Below are 24406 nucleotides of genomic sequence, written 5' to 3'. Positions count from 1 at the left end.
TTTTATAGATTCAATTCGTCTTTAATTAAGTAACGTTTTTTATCTTGCCTGGAGCGTAAAACGATTTCGCCTAAAAAACCAGCAACAAAAAACTGGGTGCCAATAACCATGGTAGAGAGTGCAATATAAAATTGAGGGCGCTCTGTAATTAACCTCCCGGTTTTATTTAAATATAGTTTATCAATTCCCAAATACAAAGCAAAGCCAAGACCTATTAAAAACATTAACACCCCTAAGGCTCCAAACAAGTGCATGGGACGTTTGCCAAATCTAGAAATAAACCAAATAGTAATTAGATCTAGGAAACCATGCAAAAACCGGTTCATTCCAAATTTAGTAACACCATATTTTCTGGCCTGATGTTTAACTATTTTTTCACCAATTTTTGTAAATCCAGCATTTTTAGAAAGCACAGGTATATAGCGATGCATCTCGCCATTAACGTCAATATTTTTAACAACATTACTATGGTATGCCTTCAATCCGCAATTGAAATCATGCAGTTTAACCCCCGAAGTTTTTCTGGCTGCCCAATTAAATAATTTGGAAGGCATATTTTTTGTTACAACAGAATCATAGCGTTTCTTTTTCCAACCAGAAACTAAATCAAATCTTTCATTAACAATCATATTGTAAAGCTCTGGGATTTCATCTGGGTTGTCTTGTAAATCGGCATCCATAGTAATAACAACATTCCCTTGAGCTTTGTCAAAACCAGCATGTAACGCTTGAGATTTCCCAAAGTTTTTTAAAAACCGAATACCTTTTACATTATTGTTTTTTGTGGCTAGATTAGAAATAACCTTCCAAGAATCATCGGTGCTTCCGTCATCAATAAAAATAATTTCATATGAAAAATGATTGGACTGCATAACTTTTACAATCCAATCATGTAATTCTTTTAATGAGTCTTGTTCGTTAAGTAGTGGTATAACTACAGATATATCCATTTATGATATTTCAAAATTTTTGGTGATTTCAAAAGTAGGGAAATTATTTATTCATTCGCTCTTTTCATTACTAAACCACCAATTAGAGAATATAAAAGACCAAAAAACAAACTCATTGCAACCCAAAATACGCTACCCATTGTTGGTGAAGAAAAGAACTCAATCATTTTTAATTGCGCTTCCTTTGTTTCAACAGGAGCTTCGGATGCAGCGATTTGTTCGGTAGCAAAATCAATGATTTTTGAATTATATGTTGGGTCAATTACATAATTGAAAATGAATACATATAAAACATATACAAGCGCACTAATTAAAGCAACTACAATTCCTGTTTTCATTGCTTCTCCTAAACTTAAAAGCCCATTGTTTTGTTTTTTAAACTGACTTATAGTATATATTATAGTTAAGGGGAATGCTATATAGTACAAATAAACTGGCCACTGAATACCTTTAAAAGGCATATCGGTTGCATACATAATAATTGATATAATTAGCATAACTCCCCCTAAAATCAGCCCAAAATTAACTCCAAATTTACCTGGTGTAAGTTCCTTCGTTTCCATGAAAAAGAATTTTTAATGTTAGTTGAAAAGTAAGTATTCAAAGATACCAATTAGTTACACAAAAAGTTGAAATAAAAATTAGTAAAAAGTGTTGTGAATTTATAAAAAATACTTAAATTTGCACCTCGAAAAATTAAAGATTTAAAGCGTAAAGCGATGAAAAAAGGTATACATCCAGAAAATTATAGATTAGTAGCATTTAAAGATATGTCTAATGATGATGTGTTTTTAACAAAATCTACAGCCGAAACTAATGAAACTATTGAGGTTGATGGTGTCGAGTATCCGCTAGTTAAAATGGAAATTTCAAGAACATCGCACCCATACTATACTGGTAAATCTAAATTAGTAGATACTGCAGGACGTATTGATAAATTTAAAACTAAATACGCTAAGTTTAAAAAGTAAACTTAAACGATTATATAATACCATTGAGCCTTTCTAATACAGAAAGGCTTTTTTATTGTCTGCATTTAAGCTACTTTTGGTTTTGTAACTAGAGTTTATAGACGAAAAACGCCTTAAACTTTGAACTTAAATTTCCTCATGAATTATATTCTATTTGATGGTCCGTCAAGAAATAATTTATTGCCTTTAACTTACACGCGCCCAGTGGCTGATATTAGAATTGGTATTTTAACCATTCGTCAGAAGTGGGAAACTTATTTGGATACTACCACAACTACCGTAACCGAAGATTATCTATCTGATAAATTTCCAATGGTTGAAATGGATGATAATATCATGATAAATGCATCTTATCTTCCTAACTTGGAATTGGTTGAAATGATACGAAACTTAGAAGAAAATCAAGCTATTTTTAAAGGAGAAGATGTTATTGCCTTTTATTCAAAAGAGAGTCAGGAAGATATTGATTTCAATACCTTTCAGGCTATTGAATTTGAAGACGGTTGTTTAAAAATTGAAAATACTTGGGATATTTTTTCAAAAAACGGAGAAGCTATTCAAGAAGATTTTGATTTAATCACAAAAGATAAAAAATCACAACCTATACCGGAAACTACGGTAGCCTTTCACTCTGATAATATTTTTATTGAAGAAGGAGCAAAATTGCCACTATGCTCCTTAAATGCAGAAAAAGGTCCTATTTATATAGGTAAAAACACCGAAATTATGGAAGGTTCCATGATTAGAGGGCCTTTTGCCCTTTGTGAAAATGCTATTGTAAAAATGGCAGCCAAAATTTATGGACCAACAACTATAGGCCCTTATTGTAAAGTTGGAGGTGAAGTTGATAACTCTGTAATTTTTGGGTATTCTAGTAAAGGTCATGATGGCTTTTTAGGTAATTCGGTTTTAGGGGAATGGTGTAATTTGGGAGCTGATACTAATACCTCTAATTTAAAGAATAATTATGCAGAAGTTAGGTTGTGGAATTACGATACAGAGGGGTTCGCTAAAACTGGATTACAGTTTTGTGGACTTATAATGGGAGATCATAGTAAAGCTGGTATCAATACCATGTTTAATACTGGAACAGTAGTAGGGGTTAGTGCCAATATTTATAGTAGTGGTTTTCCAAGAAATTTTGTGCCAAGTTTTTGTTGGGGTGGCAGTGGTGGTTTTACAACCTATTTAACTAAGAAGGCTTTTGAAGTTGCTAAAGTTGTTATGGCAAGACGTGATGAGGAATTAACAGAACAGGACAAGCAAATTTTGGAGCATGTTTTTGAGGAAACCAAAAAATTTAGACGTGAATAAAGCTTTTAGTAACTTTAGAGCTAATAAGGATAAGTTATGAAACGTTTATGCCCCGTAATCTTTTTCTTTGGGTTTCTCTCTTTTTCACAATCTGAAGAATATACTGTTACAAACATTCAATTAAATAATGAATTTCCGCACTTTGGATTGATGCCAACATCTAATGGTGAGGTTGTTTTAACATCTTTTCTGCTCGATAAAAAAGGAAGGGTACAACAATTTCAAGGAGAGTCTACATTTGGTGTTTATAAAGGTATTATCGATGCTACTGGAGATATTCAAAATGTCCATCCAATAAAAATTGATTCTAAGCAAAATAAATCTCACATAACAAGTGCTGCTATTTCTCCTGATGGAAAACGTATTTATATTACCATTAGATATACAAATAAGAATAAACCAAAAGGTGATTTTAATATAAACAACTTTCATATAGAAGTTGGAGAATATAAAGAGGATTTAGGTTGGACTAATTTCAAAGTATTACCTTTTTGTAAGCCAAAATATTCTTATGCGCATCCATCATTAAGTAGCGATGGGAAAACACTTTATTTTACGGCAAATTTTAGAGGCGGTAAAGAAACTACTAAAGGAGGTTCGGATATTTTTAAAGTATCTATTTTAGATAATCAAACTTACACTGAACCAGAGAACTTAGGGAGCGAAGTGAACTCATATAGCAGGGAAATGTTTCCAGTAATAACCAATGATAATACATTATATTTTGCATCAAACAGACCCAGCGGATATGGCGGATATGATATTTATAAAAGTGTAATGAAGGAAACTGGTACATTTGCAAAAGCAGAAAAATTACCTAAGCCTTTAAACAGTGTTAAAGATGATTTTTCATTGATTACTTTTGATGCTGAAGCATCTGGTTTTTTATCTTCTAAAAGACCAGAAGGAAAAGGGGATGATGATGTTTATTATTTTACTAAAAATTAACTTATGTTAGGATTACTGCTTATCTATTTTATTGGAAAACGTTTTTATGATTTGTCCATTGAATATGACCAAAATAAATGGTTATATGCTATTTTAAGTATCATAGTTTATTATGCTGCGGCTTTTGTACTAGGACTTATATTAGGACTATTAGATTTTATATTTGACTGGGGAATAGACTGGGATAATAACTTTGGCTGGAATTTACTTGGTATTCCTGCAGGATTGCTTGCTGTTTGGGGATTCTATGTGATTTTAGAAATAAGTGGAAAAAATCAGTTATCGTTGTTAAGGACGAAATTCAAGATATAGGTAAGAATCCTGAGGAGCTTTAGTTTTTTTGTACACGTCTTAAATCCAATAAATCAATAGGGTTTATACCTAATCCTTTAATATTTTTTTGTGTAAAACGTACCACCTCATCATAAAATAACGGAACCATAATGGCTTGGTCCATAGCTAAAGAATCGATAGTCTTATAAATACGTTTACGTTTAGCAATGTCAGTAATAGAAAAAGCTTTGTTGTAAAGACTATCAACAGTTTCATTTTTAAAATGGAAATAATTAGAGCCATTAGGAGCAAAATTTTTACTGTAGAAAATAGAAAGATAGTTTTCGGCGTCTAAATAATCGGCTATCCAAGAGCTTCTAAACATATCTATTTTTCCATTAGAGCGGGCGCTACGCAATGAGGCTTCTGGCATAACATCAACGTTAATAGTTAACCCAGCTTTTTCAAGCTCACGCTGAATGAACTCACAAAAACTTAAGTAATTACTAGTAGTCACCAAGGTGATTTCAGGATCAACTATTCCGCTTTCGCTTTTAAACTGTGCTATCAATTGTTTGGCTTTTTGGGGTTGGTAAGTAAAGCCAATAGATTCACTATACCCTGGAAGCCCCATAGGAATAAAACCTCCATGTGCAGGGTTACCAATCCCATTTCTTAAGTATGTCATCATTTTTTTTCTATCAAAACCGTAATTTATGGCTTTTCGTATAAGTTTTGATTGAATTTCTGGTGTTTCAGAATCCAGATAAAATCCAAGATACTCTGTATTCAAATAAGGACCACGAATCATATTGATGGAATTAGCGTATTTATCCCGTAAACGCCCATTGGCTGTTAATAATTCATCTTTATATGAAGCGTCCAAACTTCTTAAAAAATCAATATTACCTTGAGCAAATTGTAAAAATTCACTCTGTTTATCAGGTAAAAATGTTAAAGCCACAGCTTCTAAATAAGGCAATTGACGGCCTTCAGAATCTTTTTCAAAGTAGTTTTTATTTTTTCTTAGAACGAGTTTAACATTCTCTTCCCATCTCTTAAACTTAAAAGGACCTGTACCTATGGGGTTCGATCTAAAATTAATGCCGTAATGCTCAACAATTTCTTTTGGTACTACCGAGCAGTATTTCATAGTTAACAAACCAATAAAAGCTGGAAAAGGTTGCTTTAATTCAATATGAAAAATAGTGTCGTTTATGGCTTTAAAATTTTTAACGTTGTTTAATACCCAGCTTCCTGGAGCCGCTAATTTTTTATTTCTGAGTCTGTTTAAACTGTATTCAAAATCTTTAGCTACAACGGCTCTCGTTGAGTCTTGACCAAACAAAACGTGTTTATGAAAATACACATCGTTCCTTAAGTTGAAACTATAAGTAGTAGCCTTGTTAGAAACGCTCCAGCTTTTGGCAATACATGGTTTAATGTTCAAAGAATCATCTAATTGAACCAAGCCATTGTAAAGCTGGTTGTTAATAGAATTGTCTTGTAGTGTTCTTGAAAAGGCGGGGTCTAGAGTATTTATATTGGCGTATTCATTGTACCTAAATACCAGATGGTCTTTATCTGTGGTTGAATTTTTTTTGCAAGAAAAAATTAAAAAAACAATACAACTAATTGATAAACAAGTTTTTATTTGATTTGCTAAAGGTTTTATCATATAACTAATTAGTTGTAAATTTGCAGTCTTTTAACGGTAAAGATAAATTTTAAAAGGTCCTGAAACAAGTTACGAGTTACAAAATATAATGAACAAAAAAGTTGCATTTTATACCTTAGGCTGTAAGCTTAACTTTTCTGAAACTTCAACCATAGCCAGAAGCTTTAAAAGTGAAGGCTTTGATCGTGTGGATTTTTCTGAAAAAGCCGATATCTATGTTATTAACACTTGTTCTGTAACTGAAAATGCCGACAAGCGTTTTAAGACCATTGTTAAGCAAGCTCATAAAGCTAATGAAAATGCTTTTGTGATTGCTATTGGATGTTATGCGCAATTAAAACCTTATGAATTGGCAGATGTTAATGGGGTGGATTTAGTTTTAGGGGCTACCGAAAAATTTAATGTTACAAGCTATTTAAATGATTTATTAAGTCATCCTGAGAGGAGTAAAGGAGTTGGTGAAGTTCATTCCTGTGAAATTGAAGAAGCAGATTTCTACGTAGGTTCCTATTCCATAGGAGATAGAACAAGAGCTTTTTTGAAAGTTCAAGATGGTTGTGATTACAAATGTACCTACTGTACCATTCCTTTAGCTAGAGGTATTTCACGAAGTGATACCATGGATAATGTATTGAAAAATGCCCGAGAAATTTCGACTCAAAATATCAAGGAAATAGTTCTTACAGGCGTTAATATTGGTGATTACGGTAAAGGCGAATTTGGTAACAAAAAGCATGAACATACCTTTTTAGATTTGGTAACAGAACTGGATAAGGTTGAGGGTATAGAGCGCTTGCGTATTTCTTCCATTGAACCCAATCTATTAAAAAATGAAACTATTGATTTGGTGTCAAAATCCAGAGCATTTGTGCCTCATTTTCATATACCCCTACAAAGTGGTAGCAATGAGATTCTAAAGAAAATGAAGCGGCGTTATTTGAGAGAGCTCTATGTTGATAGGGTATCTAAAATAAAAGAAGTGATGCCTCATGCTTGTATTGGAGTAGATGTTATAGTTGGTTTTCCAGGCGAAACAGACCAACACTTTTTAGAAACATACAACTTTTTAAATGAGTTGAATATTTCGTATTTGCATGTGTTTACTTATTCTGAAAGAGATAATACGGAAGCCATTGAAATGAATGGTGTTGTACCCCATAATGTAAGGAGTAAACGTAGTAAAATGTTACGTGGTTTATCGGTTAAAAAGCGTCGGGCATTTTATGAAAGCCAGGTTGGGAGCATTAGAACAGTATTGTTTGAAAGTGAAAACAAAGAAGGCTTCATTCATGGATTTACAGAAAATTATGTAAAGGTAAAAACACCTTGGAATCCAGAATTGGTTAATACTTTACATACAGTAGAACTCACCAAGATAGATAAAGATGGTTTGGTGCGTTTTGAGTTTTTAGAAGTAATTAGTGCAGATGAAGATTCTAAAAAAGCACTGAAAAACGCAGTTTCTTGATTTTAAACGATTTTATTAGGTGTAGACTGCATACTTAAGATACATTTGGGTTATAAGTTAAGCCCCAAAACATGAAAAACTTATTCAATAAATTATATTTTCTTTTACTAGTGGTTATGGTTACCTCTTGTTCAAAAGATGAAATTAGCCTAAATGACACTCTTGTGGGAGTTTGGGAAAGAATGGATAGCAATCCAGAATTTAATAGTTCTAGTAAATTGGTTTTTGCATCAGATCATTCTGGTTTAAGTGTAAACTCAAATACATTTGATACGGGGGAAATGACTTCAACTGTTTCTGAATTTAAATGGGAAATACTGGGGGATGAAATTAGTGTAATTAAAAATGATGTAAACGAAGATGTTTATCTATTAAATTCCAAAGGGGAACTTGTATTAAATATACTTCAAGACAAACCTTTTAGTAAGATATCAGACAATACTCAAAATTATTGATAATAAAAATACGAAGTCTAAAAACTTCGGATTTTTATTTTTTTCTAAAGTCAGATTCTAACACCCACAGGTAACATGCGCTTGTATTTTCGGTTAGCTCTAACAAATCTTGCTATTTCTGGACTTGTAGGAACCACACTCAAATTGCGTTCTTCAATTTGTTCAAAAACAGCAGCAATAAATTCTTTTTTAAAATCCTCGTCTTTAATTTCTTCGGGGATAATTAGTTTAGTTAAAAATATCTTACGCTCTTGTAAAGAATATTCAATTTTTGCTAATTGGTCATCAACTTTAATTTCAAATTGACGTAAAAAATCATTATCTGTTAATTCAGCAACATCAACCATTTGTAAATTTTTTTTAATTTAAGCGGAGAATTCAAAAAGCAAACACAGGGTTTGTCTAGTTTTAGATGACAAATTTACTAAAAAAAAACGGTAGTTTAAAGAAAAATTTAAGTTAATACCTTATGAGTCAAGAGTTAATACACGTTTACTTAATGCCAGGAATGGCTGCAAGTCCATTAATTTTTGAAAATATTACACTACCTAAAGATAAATTTAAACTACATTATTTAGAATGGGTACTTCCTCATCAAAACGAATTACTTAGTGCGTATGCCTTTAGAATGACCAAAAATATTTGTCATGAAAATGTTGTGTTATTAGGAGTTTCATTTGGAGGGGTTTTGGTTCAGGAAATGAGTAAGTTTTTAAAAATAAAAAAGCTTATTATTGTGTCTAGCGTAAAGTCTAGAGATGAAATACCAATGCATATGCAATTGGCCGATACTACTGGTGCATATAAATTGTTACCAACCCAATTAGCCAGTAAAATTGATGTTTTAGAAAAATATGCATTCGGAAAAAATTTCACCAAACGATTAAAACTATATAAAAAATTTCTATCAGTAAATGATACACAATATTTAGATTGGGCAATAAGGAATATGGTAGGTTGGGAACAACAAGAGCCAATTAAAGGTATTGTTCATATTCACGGTGATAACGATGCCGTTTTTCCTATTAAATACATTCAAGATTGTATTATTATTCCCAAAGGAACCCATATTATGATAATTAATAGGTATAAGTGGTTTAATGAACATTTAACCGATATTATTTTAAAAGATTAAGGCTTTTTTGTTAATTTTAGGCAAAACTTTTAATGATGAAGATAGCAGAACGCCTTTTAGCGTGCGTGGGATTGTTAAGTTTATGTGTTTTATTTATTTATGCCCTCCAAGACGCACCTACCGATGAGAATTTTGAAAGGAAATTAATAAACGATTATAACGTTTATGCCTTACAAGTTCCAAATGATTTGGACTTTGCGGGAGAACCAATGCCTTTAGGGAACCCCGATATTTTAGAACGTATGGATAGAGAGTTGCTTGTAAATACCTATTGGCAGTCTAATGGGTTATTGATGTTTAAGCGGTCTAAAAAGTACTTTCCAATAATTGAACCTATTTTAGCCAAACATGGGGTACCAGACGATTTTAAATACCTCGCGGTTATTGAAAGTGGTTTAACCAACGCTGTTTCCCCGGCAGGAGCCAGAGGCGTTTGGCAAATTATGAAGGCCACAGGCAGAGAAAATGGCTTAGAAGTAAATGATAATGTAGATGAACGTTACCACCTAGAAAAGGCTACCGAAGTTGCTTGTAAATATCTTCTTGAGGCTAAAGAAAGCTTAGGGTCTTGGACCTTAGCTGCAGCTGCTTATAATGCTGGTAAAGCGGGTGTTTCTCGTAGGTTAAATGAACAGAATGTATCTAATTATTACGATTTATTATTGGGCGAAGAAACAGGGCGTTACCTGTTTAGAATTGTGGCTTTAAAGGAAATTTTATCTAACCCTAATAAATATGGGTTTAATTTTAGAGATAAAGATTTATATACCAATATTCCAACCTTTAAAGTAGAAGTTGATACAGCAGTCACTGATTTCTCTCAGTTTGCTCGTAAGTTTGGAATCAATTATAAAATATTAAAGCTTCATAACCCCTGGTTACGTGAAAAGCACCTTAATAACAAGTCTAGAAAACTATACGAGATAGAAATACCTAAGGAAGGGTATTACCAATGACTAATATTTTAGCCCCTTAAATAAACTCGAGGTGTTAGTAAAAAGGAGTTTTGTCATGCTGAACTGTCACACTGAGCGCAGTGCAAGTGTCGTTTCAGTATCTTTCTTGTAGATTTTTAGATTCCGAAACACTGAACTAAATTCAGTGTAAGTAAGTTCGGAATGATAGTAGTTAAAATTGTATTTACCTACTCTTTCTTTTTTGAGACCTTAAAGAGCCACCAGTGCCGTAATGTTGGTTAGGGCCTACGGCACGCTTCATGTTTTGCTTCATCATTTTTATTTGCTCAGTCAACATACCATGTTTATCTAACTGTTGTGCTTCGGTAAGTAGCTTTTGGGCTTCTTGTTTTCTTCGTTTAGAAAAAGCAATACCCGCAAGATTTAGTTTTGCCATAGCTAAATCATGCTTCATAGATAATCCTAAACTAACAGCTTTTTTAAAGTATTTTTCGGCATCATTCATGTTATCTTGCATCACCATGAGCCCGTGCAAGTAATTATAATAACCTTGCTGCTTCTTTACTAGAGCCCCTTCAGGATTTTTTATTTTATCTAACCACTTTTTAGCCCCAACAAAATCTTGTTTTCGTAATCTTAAAAAGGCTAACAAAATAATTTCGTTTTTAAAATAAAGAAATATAAAAACACTAGATAAAAAAAGTAGAGCAATACCATTTCCTATTTCACCTACTGTAAATTGATATATGGCATACGCTATAATTCCCACTGCTATTATAAGTTTTATGAATTTGTGATACATTTTAATTGATTTTTTTTGAAATAAAAGTTTCTGAATAAGTGCTCAAAAGGCACTTTTGTTTTGAAATGCAAAGAAACTAATTTTTTCTTTTAACTTCTTTAAAAATATTTTTAAAATAGGTTTGTGAAATAAAAAACCTTTGTATATTTGCACCCAGTTTTGAACAAGGGTCAAGATTAATTAAAAAATACATTTCAGATATTTAAAGATATAAGACAATGAGTAAAAGAACGTTTCAACCATCAAAAAGAAAGAGAAGAAACAAACACGGTTTCAGAGAAAGAATGGCTTCTGCAAATGGAAGAAAAGTACTTGCACGTAGAAGAGCTAAGGGAAGAAAAAAATTGTCTGTATCATCTGAAACAAGACATAAAAAATAATGATTAACAATTGTTTATAAATTAAAGGTGTTGCTTAAGTGTAGCGCCTTTTTTTATGTTTTCTAATTACTATTTTTGCAACTAATTTATTTACACTAGAATACTAAAAAAATGCCAAAAAATCCTAATTTAAAATCTATACTAATTATTGGTTCGGGCCCGATTGTAATTGGGCAAGCATGTGAGTTCGATTATTCTGGGTCACAATCATTACGATCGTTACGAGAGGATGGAATTGAAACTATTTTAATTAATTCCAATCCAGCTACAATTATGACAGATCCGTCAATGGCAGATCATGTGTATTTATTGCCCTTAACTACAAAATCCATTGTTAAGATTTTAAAGGAACACCCCCAAATTGATGCGGTGCTTCCAACTATGGGCGGACAAACAGCATTAAACCTTTGTATTGAAGCCGATGAAAAAGGGATATGGGAAGATTTTGGAGTAGAACTTATAGGTGTAAATATTGATGCCATTAATATTACTGAAGATAGAGAACAGTTTAGAGAATTAATGGAAAGGATAGGTATAGGAATGGCACCCCAAGCCACAGCATCTTCGTTTCTAAAAGGAAAAGAAATAGCTCAAGAATTTGGTTTTCCATTGTGTATTCGCTCGTCTTTTACCCTTGGAGGAGCTGGTGCAGCCATTGTTTATGATGAAAAAGATTTTGATAAGTTACTGCGCCATGGACTAGAAATATCACCAATTCATGAGGTTATGATTGATAAGGCCTTACTTGGGTGGAAAGAGTATGAGCTAGAGTTACTTAGAGATTCTAATGATAATGTTGTAATTATCTGTTCTATTGAAAATATGGATCCCATGGGAATTCATACTGGAGATTCCATCACAGTGGCTCCGGCAATGACTTTAAGTGATAGAACCTACCAAAAAATGCGTGATATGGCCATTCATATGATGCGTAGTATTGGGGATTTTGCCGGTGGATGTAACGTTCAGTTTGCGGTAAGCCCAGATGAAAAAGAAGAGATTATTGCAATTGAAATAAACCCTCGTGTATCTCGTTCTTCGGCATTGGCAAGTAAGGCAACGGGATATCCAATTGCTAAAATTGCTACTAAATTAGCTTTAGGGTATCACTTAGATGAATTGAGTAACCAAATTACAAAATCTACGTCTGCATTATTTGAACCAACATTAGACTATGTAATTGTAAAAATACCACGTTGGAATTTTGATAAGTTTGAAGGTTCTGATAGAACTCTAGGACTCCAAATGAAAGCAGTAGGAGAGGTAATGGGTATTGGGCGTTCATTCCAAGAGGCATTGCATAAAGCTACTCAATCACTTGAAATTAAACGTAATGGATTAGGTGCCGATGGTAAGGAAAACACCAATTACGATAAAGTAATAGAAAAATTAACATATGCGTCATGGGACCGTGTATTCACAATTTACGATGCCATTAAAATGGGTATTCCGTTAAGTAGAATTCACGAAATCACCAAGATAGATATGTGGTTTTTAAAACAATATGAAGAATTATACTTCTTAGAAAAGGAAATTTCTACCTTCAATATTGATACTATTGAGAAACCATTGATGCTTGAAGCTAAACAAAAAGGTTATGGTGACAGACAAATAGCGCATATGCTTGGTTGTTTAGAAAGTCAGGTGTATAAGAAACGCGAGGAAATGGGGGTTAACCGCGTTTATAAATTGGTTGATACCTGTGCTGCAGAGTTTAAAGCTTTAACTCCGTATTATTATTCTACATTTGAAAGTGATATGGAAACGGCTGATGGCAACCGTTATGCAGATAACGAAAGTGTTGTTACAGACAAGAAAAAAGTTATTGTTTTAGGTTCAGGTCCTAACCGAATAGGTCAAGGTATTGAGTTTGACTATTGTTGTGTACATGGGGTTTATGCTGCTAAAGAATGTGGTTATGAAACCATCATGATTAACTGTAATCCAGAAACGGTTTCAACAGATTTTGATACGGCCGATAAGTTATATTTTGAACCAGTTTTCTGGGAGCATATTTATGACATTATAAAACATGAAAAACCAGAAGGTGTCATTGTTCAGCTAGGAGGTCAAACAGCTTTAAAACTAGCAGAGAAACTAGACAGGTATGGTGTGAAGATTATTGGTACTAGTTTTCAATCATTAGATTTAGCCGAAGATAGAGGAAGTTTTTCAACCCTTTTAAAAGAAAATGGAATTCCGTATCCAAAATTTGATACAGCCGAAACCGCCGATGAAGCCTTAGCTGTGGCTAAAGAGTTAGATTTCCCAATTCTAGTAAGACCATCCTACGTATTGGGAGGACAAGGTATGAAGATTGTAATTAATGAAAAGGAATTGGAAGAACATGTGGTGAGTCTTTTAAATAAAATCCCTAATAACAAGTTATTACTAGACCATTATTTAGAAGGAGCTATTGAAGCTGAAGCTGATGCTATTTGTGACGGTGAAGAGGTTTATATTATAGGTATTATGGAGCATATAGAACCATGTGGAATACATTCTGGGGACAGTAACTCAACATTACCTCCTTTTAACTTAGGTGAGTTTGTAATGCAACAGATCAAAGATCATACTAAAAAAATAGCCTTAGCACTCAACACTGTAGGATTAATAAATATTCAGTTTGCAATTAAAGATGATATGGTTTATATCATTGAGGCTAACCCAAGAGCATCCAGAACGGTTCCGTTTATTGCTAAGGCCTATGGAGAGCCTTATGTGAATTATGCTACCAAATTGATGCTCGGGGAGAATAAAGTGAAAGATTTTAAATTTAATCCTCAATTAGAAGGTTATGCTATTAAACAGCCAGTGTTCTCATTTAATAAATTTCCTAACGTGGATAAAACGTTAGGTCCTGAAATGAAGAGTACAGGAGAAAGTATCCTATTCATTGATAGTTTAAAAGATGATGAATTTTACGATTTGTACTCTAGAAGAAAAATGTACTTGAGTAAATAATAAAATAACACAAAAAAGGCCGCTTTACTTTTAGAGTAATAGCGGCCTTTTTTAAATTGGTTATTTTTGCACAAAACAATCTAATGGCACGCATTTTAGCAATAGATTACGGAACAAAGAGAACAGGTTTAGCAGTAACTGATGAACTACAAATTATTGCTTCTGGTCTAACAACAGTAAATACTAAAGAGTTAATAAATTTTTTAAAAGATTACACCAGTAAAGAGCAAGTTGAGATGTTTTTAATTGGAGAGCCAAAGCATATGGACAATACAGCTTCTGAGAGTGAGGTGCATATCCTTAAGTTTCTTGAAGTTTTAAATAAAGAAATCTCAAATATTCCTATTAAAAGAGTCGATGAACGCTTTACTTCTAAAATGGCTTTTCAAACGATGATAGATAGTGGTTTGAATAAAAAAGATAGACAGAATAAAGCTTTGATTGATGAAATTAGTGCTACAATTATTCTTCAAAGTTATTTGTATTCAAAGTAATATAGTTTTTTATTTCGACTGTAAGAAAAATTTGTTAATTTTATTGTGAATAATTAAATCATCTTTTAATGAAAAAAAATTACTTTTTGTTTTTTGTTGCCTTTGGAATAAATTTTTTAATGGCTCAATCTTGTCCTCCCAACGCTTTGAATGTTGGAGATCAAGTTTTTTTTGTTGATTCTTCTAATTCCTTAAATTGTTTTGAAATGCCTAACACGATTACTATTGAGGGTAGTACTTATTCAGGAATTCAATGTGATACAAACTCTGCTATTTATGAGTTAGACATGGGAGGTACTGAGGCAAGCGATTTAGATGTTTTTGATGTTGATTTTGGAGGAGGGCTTATTTGCTCATATAATAATGGCACTTTACCGATTAAAGATTTTGAGTTCTTGTATAAAAAACTGAAACTTTATCCAAATCCTTTAAATAAGGGTAATTCCATTAATTTGTCTTTTGGATTACCTGAAGGTACTGAAGTTAGTATATATAATGTTATGGGTAAACTAATATCACGGCAACATATAAGCGGACACAATTTGAAAGAAATAAAAACCTCTAATTTATTAGAAGGTATTTATTTAATTAGAATTTCAACAGAAGGTGTGTCATTCAACAGAAGAATTGCTGTCGTGCAGTAATAAAATAGTCTTTAAACAATACTATAAGATACTTTTAAAAACTTCCAATATATTGGAAGTTTTTTTATTAATATTAGTAATCAAATATATTTTTAGTGTTGTATTTTTGCATATAAAAAGCAAATTTTTTTCATGATTTTACCTATTGTAGCATACGGCGACCCTGTTTTAAAAAAGAAATCTAAAGAAATTACTAAAGATTATCCTAAACTTGATAAGCTTTTAGAGAACATGTTTGAAACTATGTATGGCGCTTATGGTGTTGGTTTAGCGGCTCCTCAAATAGGTTTGCCCATAAGATTATTTCTTGTTGATACTGAGCCTTTTGCAGATGATGAACAATTAGGTGTAGAAGAACAAACACAACTAAAAGACTTTAAACGTGTGTTTATTAATGCTACTATTTTAGAAGAGGAAGGTGATGAATGGGCGTTCAATGAGGGCTGTTTAAGTATTCCAGATGTTAGAGAAGATGTATTTAGAAAACCTAAAATAACTATAGAGTATTTCGATGAAAATTTTGAAAAGCATACAGAAACATATAACGGATTAATAGCACGTGTTATTCAACATGAATATGATCATATTGAAGGTGTTTTGTTTACAGACAAACTTTCAAGTTTCAAAAAACGACTAATTAAAGGTAAGCTCAATAATATTTCAAAAGGTAAGATAAATATTGACTACAGAATGCGTTTTCCAGACCTAAAAAAGAAACGATAATATTTGCAATACAATAATAATCGCTAGATATTTGCGCCTGTCAAAAAAATAATATGAGTTTAGAAAAAGTACTTTCAATTTCTGGGAAACCAGGTTTATACAAGCTAATAGCTCAAACACGTGGGGGCTTTGTGGCAGAATCTTTGTTAGATAAAAAAAGAATTTCGGTTGGGATTCAAACCAACGTAAGTGTGCTCAGTGAAATAGCTATTTATACTTTGACAGAAGAAATTCCTTTAAAAGAGGTTTTTAAGAAGATTAAAGTCAAGGAGAATGGCCAACCAACCTCTGTAAAGGCAAAAGATAATAAAGATACACTTGAAGAATATTTCTTTGATGTGTTACCTGATTATGATGAAGATAGAGTGTATGTCAGCGATATTAAAAAGGTGATTCAATGGTATAATTTATTACATCAACATGATATGTTGAGTTTTTTAGATGACAGTGATGAAGTTCAGAAATTAGATGAAGAAGAATAAAGTATAAACCTCCTTTTAAGGAGGTTTTTTTATGTCTTTTTGTAAGATTATCTGGGGTTTATCGACCTAAGCTACCAACTAACGAGTAAAAATATATGCAATGAATTCCTTTTGGTTTTTTGATGATGTAAACCTATTTAAAGTTTTGTGCCCACATAAGTTTAAAGACTACAAAGCTAATCACGATTTCGATTCTTATAGAAAGAAAGATTACATCTATTTTGAAGAAGATTCAGCTAATAAGGTCTATTTAATTGAAAAAGGAAAAGTTAAAATAGGTTATTACAATGAAGATGGCACTGAAGTGATAAAAGCTATTTTAACAAGAGGTGAGCTCTTTGGAGAAACAGCCATTTTTGGAGAGTCTAAACGCGAAGAGTTTGCTCAATCTGTTGATAATGCAACAAGTATTTGTCCAGTAGGTGTAGAAACTATGCACAGTTTAATGAGAGACAATCAAACGTTTAGTTTAAAAATATATAAACTTATTGGCTTCAAGCTAAAAAGGTTAGAAAGACGTTTGCAGATTCTTTTATTTAAAGATGCTAAAACCAGATTAATTGAGTTTTTAGAAGAGCTATGTGCAGATTATGGATATGATTGTGATAAAACGGGAGATCAAGTTATTAAGCACCCATATACACAAAGGGATATTGCTTCGTTAATAGGTACTTCCAGACCTACCTTAAATATTCTTCTCAATGAACTTAAAGAAGAAAATGTCATAGAATTTAACAGAAGAGAGATTAGAATCCATAAAAAAATAGCTTAGTGTTAGGTAGCTAACATTTTATAAAATCATCACTATATAATTTTGAATTATTAAATAACATTAAAAAATTAATATGATGATAAGAAAAGTAATTTTAGCTGTAATAGCTTTAGGATTTTTAACGGTGTCATGTAGTGATGATGATAACCCAGTAAAAACTTCAAGATTAACTTTAAATCTTGATGGATTGGAAGCTTTGGGTCCAGACTATGTGTATGAGGGCTGGATTATAGTTGATGGAAGTCCTGTTTCTACAGGAACATTTACTTCAGTAAGTTTTCCTCAAACGTTTACCGTTGACAAAGAACAATTACAAAACGCAACAACTTTTGTGCTTTCTATTGAGCCTGCTGTAGATACAGATCCAGCGCCTGCAGCAACAAAGATTTTAGCAGGTGATTTTTCAGGAGATGATGCTAATGTAAATTCTAATGGTATTGTAGGAGATTTTAGTGCTTCCTATGGTAAATACATTTTAGCCACCCCGACCGATACAGATGACACTAATGAGGAGAGCGGTGTTTGGTTTTTAGATAATTCTAGTGGAAGTCCGGTTGCAGGTTTAAACCTACCAGCACTTGACGCTGGTTGGAAATATGAAGGTTGGGTTGTTTTTGATGGAACACCAATAACAACAGGAACGTTTACAGCAGTTAATGCCGCTGATGATAACGCAGCAACTTCAATGTTTAAAGGTGATGCAGGTAATGGACCAGCGTATCCGGGAGAAGACTATTTGCAAAATGCACCAGCAGGGTTAACATTCCCTACAGACTTAAGAGGAAAAACAATAGTAATTTCGGTTGAACCAGACCCAGATAATAGTGCTGCTCCTTTTACATTAAAACCGTTGGCGCATATGGTGCCTACTGATGCCATGACTCATACAGCTATTATGATGGGAGATGGGCCAGTGAAAAGTTTAACAGGAGTAGTTTCTAGATAAATTTAATTATTATACTAACAGGGTTAATTGTTTTTTTTAGATTTGAGGCATGGTTACTTTGTAGAAACCATGCTTCTTTATTTTATAGACTAAATGCGATTTAAAAAACCAAAAATCTCTGATGTTATATTTTTAGTTTTAGTAGCTACTTTAATTATACCACAGACTAGAAAACCCATTCAAGTATTTGTTAATAGAGGGTTGTCACTTATAAGTCCGTCTAAAGTAAGCGACGAGAAACAAGAAAATATTACCTCTTATACTTGGAAGCTAAAAGATGTTCATGGAGATGTTTTTAGTTTTGAGGACGCTAAAGGGCAGGTTGTTTTAGTCAATTTTTGGGCCACTTGGTGTCCGCCATGTATTGCAGAAATGCCCAGTCTTCAAAAGCTTTATAATGATTATCATGATAAAGTTAAATTTGTATTTGTTTCAGATGAATGGTTTAAAGATATAACACCTTTTCTTGAAAAAAATAAGTATACCTTTAAAGTATATCGGTCTGTTTCAAATTATAACAATATCTTTAACGTAACCGGTATTCCAAGAACATTTTTAATAGATAAAACAGGAAAGATTGTCATAGATAAAACAGGAGCCGCTAATTGGAATAGCGAATCGGTTAGGAATACTTTAGATGAATTAATTAAACAATAAAATTAGAGGAAAGTGAAAATAGTTGTTTTAGATGGCTTTACATTAAATCCTGGAGACTTAAGTTGGGATGCTATAGCAGAATATGGCGATTTAGAAGTTCATGACAGAACGTCTCATGATACTAAAGATATTATTCAAGCCATTGGAGATGCTGAAATAGTTTATACCAACAAGACACCCTTACCAAAGGAAGTACTTGAAAATGTGCCGTGGGTTAAATTTATTGGAGTTCTTGCAACCGGTTATAATGTAGTTGATGTAGAGTTTGCTAAAACATTAAAAATTATTGTTACAAATGTACCTGGTTACAGCACGCAATCTGTAGCTCAATTTACCATGGCATTAATACTTGAGATGTGTCACCATATAGGTGATCACAGTCATGCAGTTCATAATGGAGATTGGGTGAGTGCTCTAGATTTTTGCTTTTGGAATACACCTCTAATTGAATTAGAAGGAAAAACGCTGGGGCTCATTGGTTTTGGAAGTATAGGACAAAGTGTTTCTAAAGTTGCTCAAGCTTTCGGATTGAAAATCTTGGTAAATAGCAGAACTAAGAAACCTGAGTTTGAAACTGAAACTTTAAAGTTTGTAGAGTTAGATGAATTATTTAATAAATCTGATTTTATAAGTTTACATTGTCCGCTTTTTGAAAGCACCAAAGGCATGATAAATGCCACTAATATTGAGAAAATGAAAGATGGTGTTAAAATAATTAATACGGCCAGAGGAGGTTTGATTGTTGAGAAGGATTTAGCTAAAGCCCTTAATTCTGGTAAAGTATCTGGTGCTGCGGTTGATGTAGTTTCAGAAGAGCCTATGAAAGCCAGTAACCCTTTACTTAAAGTTAAGAATTGTATAATGACACCTCACATAGCTTGGGCACCTAAAGAAGCCAGATTACGATTATTAAATATTACCAAGAATAATTTAGAAGCATACTTAAATGGTACTCCTGTTAATGTTGTAAATGCTTAGTTTTTCGTTCTTCCCAACTTTCTATAAAAAATAGGTTTATTATAATTAGGGAAAATGCATATACTATATCTTCAACAGGAATAGTAAATAATCTGATATTTAAATTTTCAGCATTGTTGTACCATACTACTTCGTCTTTAATAAAGCTTCCCGTCAACAAACCGTTTACAATAAAAAAGGGGATGAGCATGACCAAAAAAGTCAACATAAAAGAACTTAGTAATTTTGGTTGCCACTTTAAAACCATGTAAATAAGAATAACAGCCAGTGTAAAGTTTACTAATGTGTACCATTTATGGTAGTTGTAAACTATGAGAATAGTGAAAATGAAAATCAAAAAGTAACCAATTGGCTTTGTTCTTTTACTTGAAACTTTTAGATTAGGAAAGTAATATAAAAGCGCGTAATGTGTAAATATGCAAGCATAAGGAATACAAATAAAAAAAAGCCATTCTTCAATAGGTAAATTAAAAAGATGCTTCCCAATAAGATAATCACTATTAAAACCCCAAATTCCCTTTACAGTGAAGATAATATCCCAAGGAATAAATATAGTCATGGAAATAATTAATCCCAAAACTAAAGGCTTCCATAGGGTGTAAAATTTGAGTTTTGGGTGAAAACTAAATAAAAAAGGAATACTTATAGAACCTATATTTAAAAAAAGGTATAAGTAATTCATTTAGCTTTTTTAAAGTATTTGAACGGTACAAAAAGCATTCCGAAGCATTCACTGTCTTTTTTGCCAATGTTTTTATGATGTATTTTGTGAGCACGTCTAACACCCTTAGCATACCAGTTGTTTGCGTTTCTGAACATTTTGAAACGTTGGTGAATAAATATATCATGCACAACAAAGTAAGATATACCATAGGCTAAAATGCCCAGGCCTATTGGTAAACCAGCCCAAAAATCATTGTATTTCCAAAGCAAAATACAAGAAATACTAACAACAGCATAAAAGATAAAGAAGAGATCATTCCGTTCAAACCAACTGTCATGGTCTTTTTTATGGTGGTCTTTGTGTAAACTCCATAAAAAACCATGCATAATATATTTATGCGTAAACCACGCCATAAATTCCATAGTACAATAGGCAGCTAAAAATATGATTATCCAAAGAATTGTTTGCATAAAGGGGGTAATTTAAATCACATTAAATTTAACTGATATTTTACATAACTCCGCATTAAAAGTTCAATTTTTTTTGGATTTGATACTCTTATACGGGTACTTTTAATTTTTAGAGCCGGTGTTTTCTTAAGTTTTTTAAGTAATTGACGGTAATACCTGTAGGCCATAAAAACTCCAAATCTAGCTTCCATGGGCAGTTGTTTAATACCGCTCAGCCCTTTAGCAAAATCACTTTCAATATCTTCAATGATTTCTTGTTTAGAGAATTCACTTAAGTTATTAAGGTCCGTATTAGGGAAATAACTCCGATTTAAAACATCGTGGTCTGACTTTAAATCTCTTAAAAAGTTTACTTTTTGAAATGCAGAACCTAAAGACATGGCTGTATCTTTCAAGTCTTCATATTTAGCATTATCTCCTTTAACAAACACCTTTAAACACATTAAACCAACCACATCTGCAGAACCATAAATATAATCTTTATACTCCTCATCCGTGAGATAATTTTTCTTGTACAAATCTAAGCGCATACTTTTCATAAAGGCATCAACCATATGTTTGTCTATGTTGCATTTGTGATAGGTGTGTTGAAAAGCATTAAGTATAGGGTTAAGACTTATTTTATCTTTTAAGGCATATTCTAAGTCTGCTGAGAACCTATCAAACAAAACTTTCTTGTCAAAATCATGAAAAGAATCAACTATTTCATCAGCAAATCTTACAAATCCGTAGATGTTATAAATATCACTCCTAATAGAATTTGCCAGCATTTTGGTAGCCATAGAAAAAGAAGTGCTGTAAGTTTTGGTAACCATTTTACTGCTAGCGTAAGATACCGTATCAAATAATTGTTTCATAGTTAATGGTGTTTAATTATTAATTCTGATACCAATTTCCCTGAAATAAGAGAAGGGGGTACCCCAGGACCAGGAACAGTAAGCTGTCCTGTAAAATACAAATTTTTTACTTTACTACTTTTAAGTTTAGGTCTTAAAAAAGCTGTTTGGGTTAAGGTGTTAGCCATCCCGTAGGCATTTCCTTTATATGAATTGTAATCTTTTATGAAATCATTTATGCAAAAACTTTCTTTAAAAAGAATGTTTTTAGAAACTTCTTGTGAAGTTAAATCTTCAAATCTTTTAATAACTTTTTCAAAATAAAGTTGCCTCAATTCAGGGGTGTCCTCCAGCCCAGGTGCCAGTGGAATCAAAAATATACCGGCTTCTTTTCCTTGAGGTGCACTGCTTTCATCGGTAATGCTTGGGAAACTTGCATAAAATAATGGGTTTTCTGGCCATTCAGGATTGTCATAAATTGCAAATGCATGCTTATCAAAATCTACATCAAAGAATAGGGTGTGATGATTTACATTTTTCAATTTCTTATCAAAGCCAATATAGAATAGAAGTGCAGCGGGTGCAAAGGTTTTTTTACTCCAATAAGATTCCGAGTATTGTCTGTGTTTTTTTTCTAAGAGTGTTTCAGTGTGCCAGTAATCTGCTCCACTTAAAATAATATCCGCACCAAGAAATTCATTGTTTGAAATAACCCCTTTAGCTTTTCCAGATTTAACCTCGATTTCTTTTACCGAAGCCCCAGTTTTTATATTGACTCCGAGTTCTTTAGCCAATGTTTCCATGGCTAAGATAACTTGATACATTCCTTTTTTGGGATGAAAAGTACCAAGTCCAAAATCGGCATAATTCATAAAATTATAAAACGAAGGTGTATTACTAGGTTTTGCACCTAAAAATAAAACAGGAAACTCTAAAATTTGTGCCAGGCGTATGTTTTTAAATGACTTTCTAACATCTCTTTTTATGTTACTAAAAAATTGATTGACGCGCATGATAGTAGCCGTTGACATGAGTTCTAGAGGAGAAACTCCTGGTTTATAAACCAAGTCCTTTATAGCAATATCATAGTTAATCCTAGCTTTTTCAATAAATTTTTTAAGCTTTGTAGAGCTACCTTTCTCAACATCCTCAAAGGTTTTACAAATTTTATCTAATGAATCTTCAATAGTAATTTGTTCGTCTTTGTCAAAATAAACACTATAGGCCGGGTTTAATTTTTCTAATGTGTAGTAATCAGACGGTTTTTTATTGAAATCTGCAAAAAAACGCTCAAATACATCAGGCATCCAATACCAAGTTGGACCAATATCGAATGTAAAACCATCTTTTTTTAATTGTCTTGCTCTACCACCAATGGTTTTGTTCTTTTCAAGAACAGTAACGTCGTATCCTGCTTGTGCTAGATAGCAAGAGGCAGCTAACGATGAAAACCCAGCTCCTATTATTATAATACTTTTTTTCATATTTGTTTAACAAAAATAAAAAAAAGTTTAACAAAAAAAAATAATGATTATAGATTATTCACCAAATCTTCAATAGATTGATAAACAATCACGTTTTTGGGTAAGTTAAGGTTATCTATGCTTTCAAGTTTTGGACCTAATAACATGAGATTGTGGTTATTTTCCTTTAATAATAAATCATTGAATTCATCAATGTATTCGGGAATTTTTTCTACCTCAGGATTCACGGTGAAATAGGAAATAAAAGTGATCTCATTAAAAAACTCTAAAACACTAGTTAAGCTATCTAAGGGAACGCTTTCTCCTAGAAATATGGTGTGGTAACCTTTACTGCGTAATTGATAATTTATGAACAATAACCCAATATCATGTATTTCATTGTCTGGGAGATAGAGTACAAATGTTTTAGAATTGGGTTTAGGTTCTAAACTTTGTAATCTTTCAATATTTAAAAGAATCTTCTGTTTTATATGAACTGAAAGAAAATGCTCTTGTGAGGGCGTAATAGTATTTGTTTGCCAAAGCATCCCTATTTCATTCAGTAATGGTAAAAAAACTGTGTAAAAAATATCACTGAATGTTTTATTTTCTATCAAATTATTGTAGGTGTTGTAAAAAAGGACTTGGTCAAAATTAATCATAGCCATTTTAAAAGCATTGATGGCGTGATCTTCAACCTTTGCTCTGGATGCTATTTCTCGTACTTTGATAGGAATTTCTTCTTCTTCTAGACTTGCTATTTTAGAAATTTTGAATCCATTGTTGTTTAAAAATGATATGTTCAGTAGTTTTTGAAGACTACCGATGCTGTAGTTTCTTATATTGGTGTCAGATCTATTAGGTTCCAATAGGTTATAGCGCTTCTCCCATATTCTAATGGTATGTGCCTTAATACCCGTAAGGTTTTCAAGATCTTTGATACTAAAGTTGACTTGTATATTGTTCATGAATATTCAATAATAATTAAACAAAATTACTAAAATTGTAATATACAATCAAAA

General features: G+C 32.5%; 28 protein-coding genes. 18 read left to right on the top strand and 10 right to left on the bottom strand.

The window, feature by feature from the left end:
* Positions 1-2: 2 nt before the first annotated feature.
* Together DFQ02_RS12410 and DFQ02_RS12405 are read right to left on the bottom strand one after the other, a co-directional pair.
* Positions 3-950 (bottom strand): glycosyltransferase family 2 protein, encoded by a 948-nt coding sequence (locus DFQ02_RS12410; protein ID WP_116524759.1) that lies wholly within the window; start codon positions 948-950, stop codon positions 3-5.
* Positions 951-997: 47 nt separating this feature from the next.
* Positions 998-1513 carry a DUF4199 domain-containing protein gene (locus tag DFQ02_RS12405; protein WP_116524758.1) on the bottom strand — a complete coding sequence of 172 codons (516 nt, stop codon included), beginning with the start codon at positions 1511-1513 and terminating at the stop codon, positions 998-1000.
* Positions 1514-1669: 156 nt separating this feature from the next.
* On the opposite strand from DFQ02_RS12405, the gene DFQ02_RS12400 reads away from it, so the two are divergent.
* The 4 genes from DFQ02_RS12400 (at position 1670) to DFQ02_RS12385 (ending at position 4495) form a co-directional block, all read left to right on the top strand.
* Complete coding sequence (locus DFQ02_RS12400; RefSeq protein ID WP_116524757.1) at positions 1670-1921, top strand: type B 50S ribosomal protein L31; 252 nt, start codon at positions 1670-1672, stop codon at positions 1919-1921.
* A 138-nt stretch (positions 1922-2059) separates the two neighbouring features.
* Positions 2060-3235, top strand: coding sequence for a GlmU family protein (locus DFQ02_RS12395; RefSeq protein WP_116524756.1), 1176 nt, complete (start codon positions 2060-2062; stop codon positions 3233-3235).
* 36 nt (positions 3236-3271) lie between these two features.
* Positions 3272-4183, top strand: a complete 912-nt coding sequence (locus DFQ02_RS12390; RefSeq protein ID WP_116524755.1) for a TolB family protein — start codon at positions 3272-3274, stop codon at positions 4181-4183.
* A gap of 3 nt (positions 4184-4186) precedes the next feature.
* Positions 4187-4495 (top strand): hypothetical protein, encoded by a 309-nt coding sequence (locus DFQ02_RS12385; RefSeq protein ID WP_116524754.1) that lies wholly within the window; start codon positions 4187-4189, stop codon positions 4493-4495.
* 19 nt (positions 4496-4514) lie between these two features.
* On the opposite strand, the gene DFQ02_RS12380 is transcribed toward DFQ02_RS12385, so the two are convergent.
* Positions 4515-6134, bottom strand: coding sequence for an ABC transporter substrate-binding protein (locus tag DFQ02_RS12380; protein WP_116524753.1), 1620 nt, complete (start codon positions 6132-6134; stop codon positions 4515-4517).
* Between the two features lie 88 nt (positions 6135-6222).
* On the opposite strand from DFQ02_RS12380, the gene mtaB reads away from it, so the two are divergent.
* Complete coding sequence (mtaB, locus tag DFQ02_RS12375; protein ID WP_116524752.1) at positions 6223-7602, top strand: tRNA (N(6)-L-threonylcarbamoyladenosine(37)-C(2))-methylthiotransferase MtaB; 1380 nt, start codon at positions 6223-6225, stop codon at positions 7600-7602.
* Between the two features lie 71 nt (positions 7603-7673).
* A complete protein-coding gene (locus tag DFQ02_RS12370; protein WP_116524751.1) occupies positions 7674-8057 on the top strand; it encodes a hypothetical protein in 384 nt (127 codons plus the stop codon).
* Between the two features lie 50 nt (positions 8058-8107).
* Here the strand turns inward: DFQ02_RS12370 and DFQ02_RS12365 are convergent, their stop codons facing one another.
* The gene (locus DFQ02_RS12365) at positions 8108-8404 is read right to left on the bottom strand and encodes an N-acetyltransferase (protein ID WP_116524750.1); all 297 of its coding nucleotides are present in this window, start codon (positions 8402-8404) and stop codon (positions 8108-8110) included.
* Positions 8405-8526: 122 nt separating this feature from the next.
* Here DFQ02_RS12365 and DFQ02_RS12360 point away from each other — a divergent pair, with 122 nt between their 5' ends.
* Together DFQ02_RS12360 and DFQ02_RS12355 are read left to right on the top strand one after the other, a co-directional pair.
* Positions 8527-9192 (top strand): alpha/beta hydrolase, encoded by a 666-nt coding sequence (locus DFQ02_RS12360; protein ID WP_116524749.1) that lies wholly within the window; start codon positions 8527-8529, stop codon positions 9190-9192.
* 35 nt (positions 9193-9227) lie between these two features.
* Positions 9228-10148 carry a lytic transglycosylase domain-containing protein gene (locus DFQ02_RS12355; RefSeq protein WP_116524748.1) on the top strand — a complete coding sequence of 307 codons (921 nt, stop codon included), beginning with the start codon at positions 9228-9230 and terminating at the stop codon, positions 10146-10148.
* A 184-nt stretch (positions 10149-10332) separates the two neighbouring features.
* Here the strand turns inward: DFQ02_RS12355 and DFQ02_RS12350 are convergent, their stop codons facing one another.
* The gene (locus tag DFQ02_RS12350) at positions 10333-10911 is read right to left on the bottom strand and encodes a tetratricopeptide repeat protein (protein WP_116524747.1); all 579 of its coding nucleotides are present in this window, start codon (positions 10909-10911) and stop codon (positions 10333-10335) included.
* A gap of 218 nt (positions 10912-11129) precedes the next feature.
* Between DFQ02_RS12350 and rpmH the strand changes: the two genes are divergently transcribed.
* The 10 genes from rpmH (at position 11130) to DFQ02_RS12300 (ending at position 19951) form a co-directional block, all read left to right on the top strand.
* Positions 11130-11291 (top strand): 50S ribosomal protein L34, encoded by a 162-nt coding sequence (rpmH, locus tag DFQ02_RS12345; protein WP_027878648.1) that lies wholly within the window; start codon positions 11130-11132, stop codon positions 11289-11291.
* 111 nt (positions 11292-11402) lie between these two features.
* Positions 11403-14255, top strand: a complete 2853-nt coding sequence (carB, locus tag DFQ02_RS12340; RefSeq protein ID WP_116524746.1) for a carbamoyl-phosphate synthase large subunit — start codon at positions 11403-11405, stop codon at positions 14253-14255.
* Positions 14256-14338: 83 nt separating this feature from the next.
* Entirely contained in the window at positions 14339-14749 is a 411-nt protein-coding gene (gene ruvX, locus DFQ02_RS12335; RefSeq protein ID WP_116524745.1) for a Holliday junction resolvase RuvX, read from the top strand.
* Between the two features lie 68 nt (positions 14750-14817).
* Positions 14818-15393: a T9SS type A sorting domain-containing protein gene (locus DFQ02_RS12330; protein WP_116524744.1), complete on the top strand. Its 576-nt coding sequence runs from the start codon at positions 14818-14820 to the stop codon at positions 15391-15393.
* Between the two features lie 132 nt (positions 15394-15525).
* Positions 15526-16116 (top strand): peptide deformylase, encoded by a 591-nt coding sequence (def, locus tag DFQ02_RS12325; RefSeq protein ID WP_116524743.1) that lies wholly within the window; start codon positions 15526-15528, stop codon positions 16114-16116.
* A gap of 53 nt (positions 16117-16169) precedes the next feature.
* The gene (locus DFQ02_RS12320) at positions 16170-16598 is read left to right on the top strand and encodes a DUF5606 family protein (protein WP_116524742.1); all 429 of its coding nucleotides are present in this window, start codon (positions 16170-16172) and stop codon (positions 16596-16598) included.
* 100 nt (positions 16599-16698) lie between these two features.
* Complete coding sequence (locus DFQ02_RS12315) at positions 16699-17370, top strand: Crp/Fnr family transcriptional regulator (RefSeq protein ID WP_116524741.1); 672 nt, start codon at positions 16699-16701, stop codon at positions 17368-17370.
* A 73-nt stretch (positions 17371-17443) separates the two neighbouring features.
* The gene (locus tag DFQ02_RS12310) at positions 17444-18316 is read left to right on the top strand and encodes an anti-sigma factor (RefSeq protein ID WP_220340281.1); all 873 of its coding nucleotides are present in this window, start codon (positions 17444-17446) and stop codon (positions 18314-18316) included.
* Positions 18317-18409: 93 nt separating this feature from the next.
* Positions 18410-18973 (top strand): TlpA family protein disulfide reductase, encoded by a 564-nt coding sequence (locus DFQ02_RS12305; protein WP_116524739.1) that lies wholly within the window; start codon positions 18410-18412, stop codon positions 18971-18973.
* Between the two features lie 12 nt (positions 18974-18985).
* Positions 18986-19951, top strand: coding sequence for a D-2-hydroxyacid dehydrogenase (locus DFQ02_RS12300; protein WP_116524738.1), 966 nt, complete (start codon positions 18986-18988; stop codon positions 19949-19951).
* Here the strand turns inward: DFQ02_RS12300 and DFQ02_RS12295 are convergent.
* Genes DFQ02_RS12295 through DFQ02_RS12275 form a run of 5 tightly spaced genes read right to left on the bottom strand, consistent with a single transcriptional unit; the run spans position 19932 to position 24352 of the window.
* A complete protein-coding gene (locus DFQ02_RS12295) occupies positions 19932-20633 on the bottom strand; it encodes a lycopene cyclase domain-containing protein (RefSeq protein WP_116524737.1) in 702 nt (233 codons plus the stop codon). The genes DFQ02_RS12300 and DFQ02_RS12295 overlap by 20 nt on opposite strands.
* Positions 20630-21085 carry a sterol desaturase family protein gene (locus DFQ02_RS12290; protein ID WP_116524736.1) on the bottom strand — a complete coding sequence of 152 codons (456 nt, stop codon included), beginning with the start codon at positions 21083-21085 and terminating at the stop codon, positions 20630-20632. The genes DFQ02_RS12295 and DFQ02_RS12290 overlap by 4 nt, the downstream gene beginning before the upstream one ends.
* A gap of 17 nt (positions 21086-21102) precedes the next feature.
* Complete coding sequence (locus tag DFQ02_RS12285) at positions 21103-21942, bottom strand: phytoene/squalene synthase family protein (RefSeq protein ID WP_116524735.1); 840 nt, start codon at positions 21940-21942, stop codon at positions 21103-21105.
* Positions 21943-21944: 2 nt separating this feature from the next.
* Positions 21945-23405 carry a phytoene desaturase family protein gene (locus DFQ02_RS12280; protein WP_116524734.1) on the bottom strand — a complete coding sequence of 487 codons (1461 nt, stop codon included), beginning with the start codon at positions 23403-23405 and terminating at the stop codon, positions 21945-21947.
* A 47-nt stretch (positions 23406-23452) separates the two neighbouring features.
* On the bottom strand, positions 23453-24352 hold the full coding sequence (locus DFQ02_RS12275) for a MerR family transcriptional regulator (protein ID WP_116524733.1): 900 nt from the start codon (positions 24350-24352) through the stop codon (positions 23453-23455).
* Positions 24353-24406 lie beyond the last annotated feature (54 nt).

This window comes from Seonamhaeicola aphaedonensis (assembly GCF_003386195.1).
In the GTDB taxonomy this organism is placed as follows: Bacteria; Bacteroidota; Bacteroidia; order Flavobacteriales; family Flavobacteriaceae; genus Seonamhaeicola; species Seonamhaeicola aphaedonensis.
The sequence above is the reverse complement of the archived record's forward strand: the minus strand, read 5'-3'. Positions and strand labels throughout refer to the sequence as shown.

Coding starts and splice junctions, on each gene's coding strand:
- mtaB (WP_116524752.1), top strand. CDS start 6,223: ATGAACAAAAAAGTTGCATTTTATACCTTAGGCTGTAAGCTTAACTTT.
- DFQ02_RS12385 (WP_116524754.1), top strand. CDS start 4,187: ATGTTAGGATTACTGCTTATCTATTTTATTGGAAAACGTTTTTATGAT.
- DFQ02_RS12350 (WP_116524747.1), bottom strand. CDS start 10,911: ATGTATCACAAATTCATAAAACTTATAATAGCAGTGGGAATTATAGCG.
- DFQ02_RS12315 (WP_116524741.1), top strand. CDS start 16,699: ATGAATTCCTTTTGGTTTTTTGATGATGTAAACCTATTTAAAGTTTTG.
- DFQ02_RS12330 (WP_116524744.1), top strand. CDS start 14,818: ATGAAAAAAAATTACTTTTTGTTTTTTGTTGCCTTTGGAATAAATTTT.
- def (WP_116524743.1), top strand. CDS start 15,526: ATGATTTTACCTATTGTAGCATACGGCGACCCTGTTTTAAAAAAGAAA.
- DFQ02_RS12280 (WP_116524734.1), bottom strand. CDS start 23,405: ATGAAAAAAAGTATTATAATAATAGGAGCTGGGTTTTCATCGTTAGCT.
- DFQ02_RS12285 (WP_116524735.1), bottom strand. CDS start 21,942: ATGAAACAATTATTTGATACGGTATCTTACGCTAGCAGTAAAATGGTT.
- DFQ02_RS12365 (WP_116524750.1), bottom strand. CDS start 8,404: ATGGTTGATGTTGCTGAATTAACAGATAATGATTTTTTACGTCAATTT.
- DFQ02_RS12380 (WP_116524753.1), bottom strand. CDS start 6,134: ATGATAAAACCTTTAGCAAATCAAATAAAAACTTGTTTATCAATTAGT.
- carB (WP_116524746.1), top strand. CDS start 11,403: ATGCCAAAAAATCCTAATTTAAAATCTATACTAATTATTGGTTCGGGC.
- DFQ02_RS12390 (WP_116524755.1), top strand. CDS start 3,272: ATGAAACGTTTATGCCCCGTAATCTTTTTCTTTGGGTTTCTCTCTTTT.
- DFQ02_RS12310 (WP_220340281.1), top strand. CDS start 17,444: ATGATGATAAGAAAAGTAATTTTAGCTGTAATAGCTTTAGGATTTTTA.
- DFQ02_RS12290 (WP_116524736.1), bottom strand. CDS start 21,085: ATGCAAACAATTCTTTGGATAATCATATTTTTAGCTGCCTATTGTACT.
- DFQ02_RS12370 (WP_116524751.1), top strand. CDS start 7,674: ATGAAAAACTTATTCAATAAATTATATTTTCTTTTACTAGTGGTTATG.
- DFQ02_RS12305 (WP_116524739.1), top strand. CDS start 18,410: ATGCGATTTAAAAAACCAAAAATCTCTGATGTTATATTTTTAGTTTTA.
- DFQ02_RS12320 (WP_116524742.1), top strand. CDS start 16,170: ATGAGTTTAGAAAAAGTACTTTCAATTTCTGGGAAACCAGGTTTATAC.
- DFQ02_RS12360 (WP_116524749.1), top strand. CDS start 8,527: ATGAGTCAAGAGTTAATACACGTTTACTTAATGCCAGGAATGGCTGCA.
- DFQ02_RS12295 (WP_116524737.1), bottom strand. CDS start 20,633: ATGAATTACTTATACCTTTTTTTAAATATAGGTTCTATAAGTATTCCT.
- DFQ02_RS12275 (WP_116524733.1), bottom strand. CDS start 24,352: ATGAACAATATACAAGTCAACTTTAGTATCAAAGATCTTGAAAACCTT.
- DFQ02_RS12355 (WP_116524748.1), top strand. CDS start 9,228: ATGAAGATAGCAGAACGCCTTTTAGCGTGCGTGGGATTGTTAAGTTTA.
- ruvX (WP_116524745.1), top strand. CDS start 14,339: ATGGCACGCATTTTAGCAATAGATTACGGAACAAAGAGAACAGGTTTA.
- DFQ02_RS12400 (WP_116524757.1), top strand. CDS start 1,670: ATGAAAAAAGGTATACATCCAGAAAATTATAGATTAGTAGCATTTAAA.
- DFQ02_RS12395 (WP_116524756.1), top strand. CDS start 2,060: ATGAATTATATTCTATTTGATGGTCCGTCAAGAAATAATTTATTGCCT.
- rpmH (WP_027878648.1), top strand. CDS start 11,130: ATGAGTAAAAGAACGTTTCAACCATCAAAAAGAAAGAGAAGAAACAAA.
- DFQ02_RS12410 (WP_116524759.1), bottom strand. CDS start 950: ATGGATATATCTGTAGTTATACCACTACTTAACGAACAAGACTCATTA.
- DFQ02_RS12405 (WP_116524758.1), bottom strand. CDS start 1,513: ATGGAAACGAAGGAACTTACACCAGGTAAATTTGGAGTTAATTTTGGG.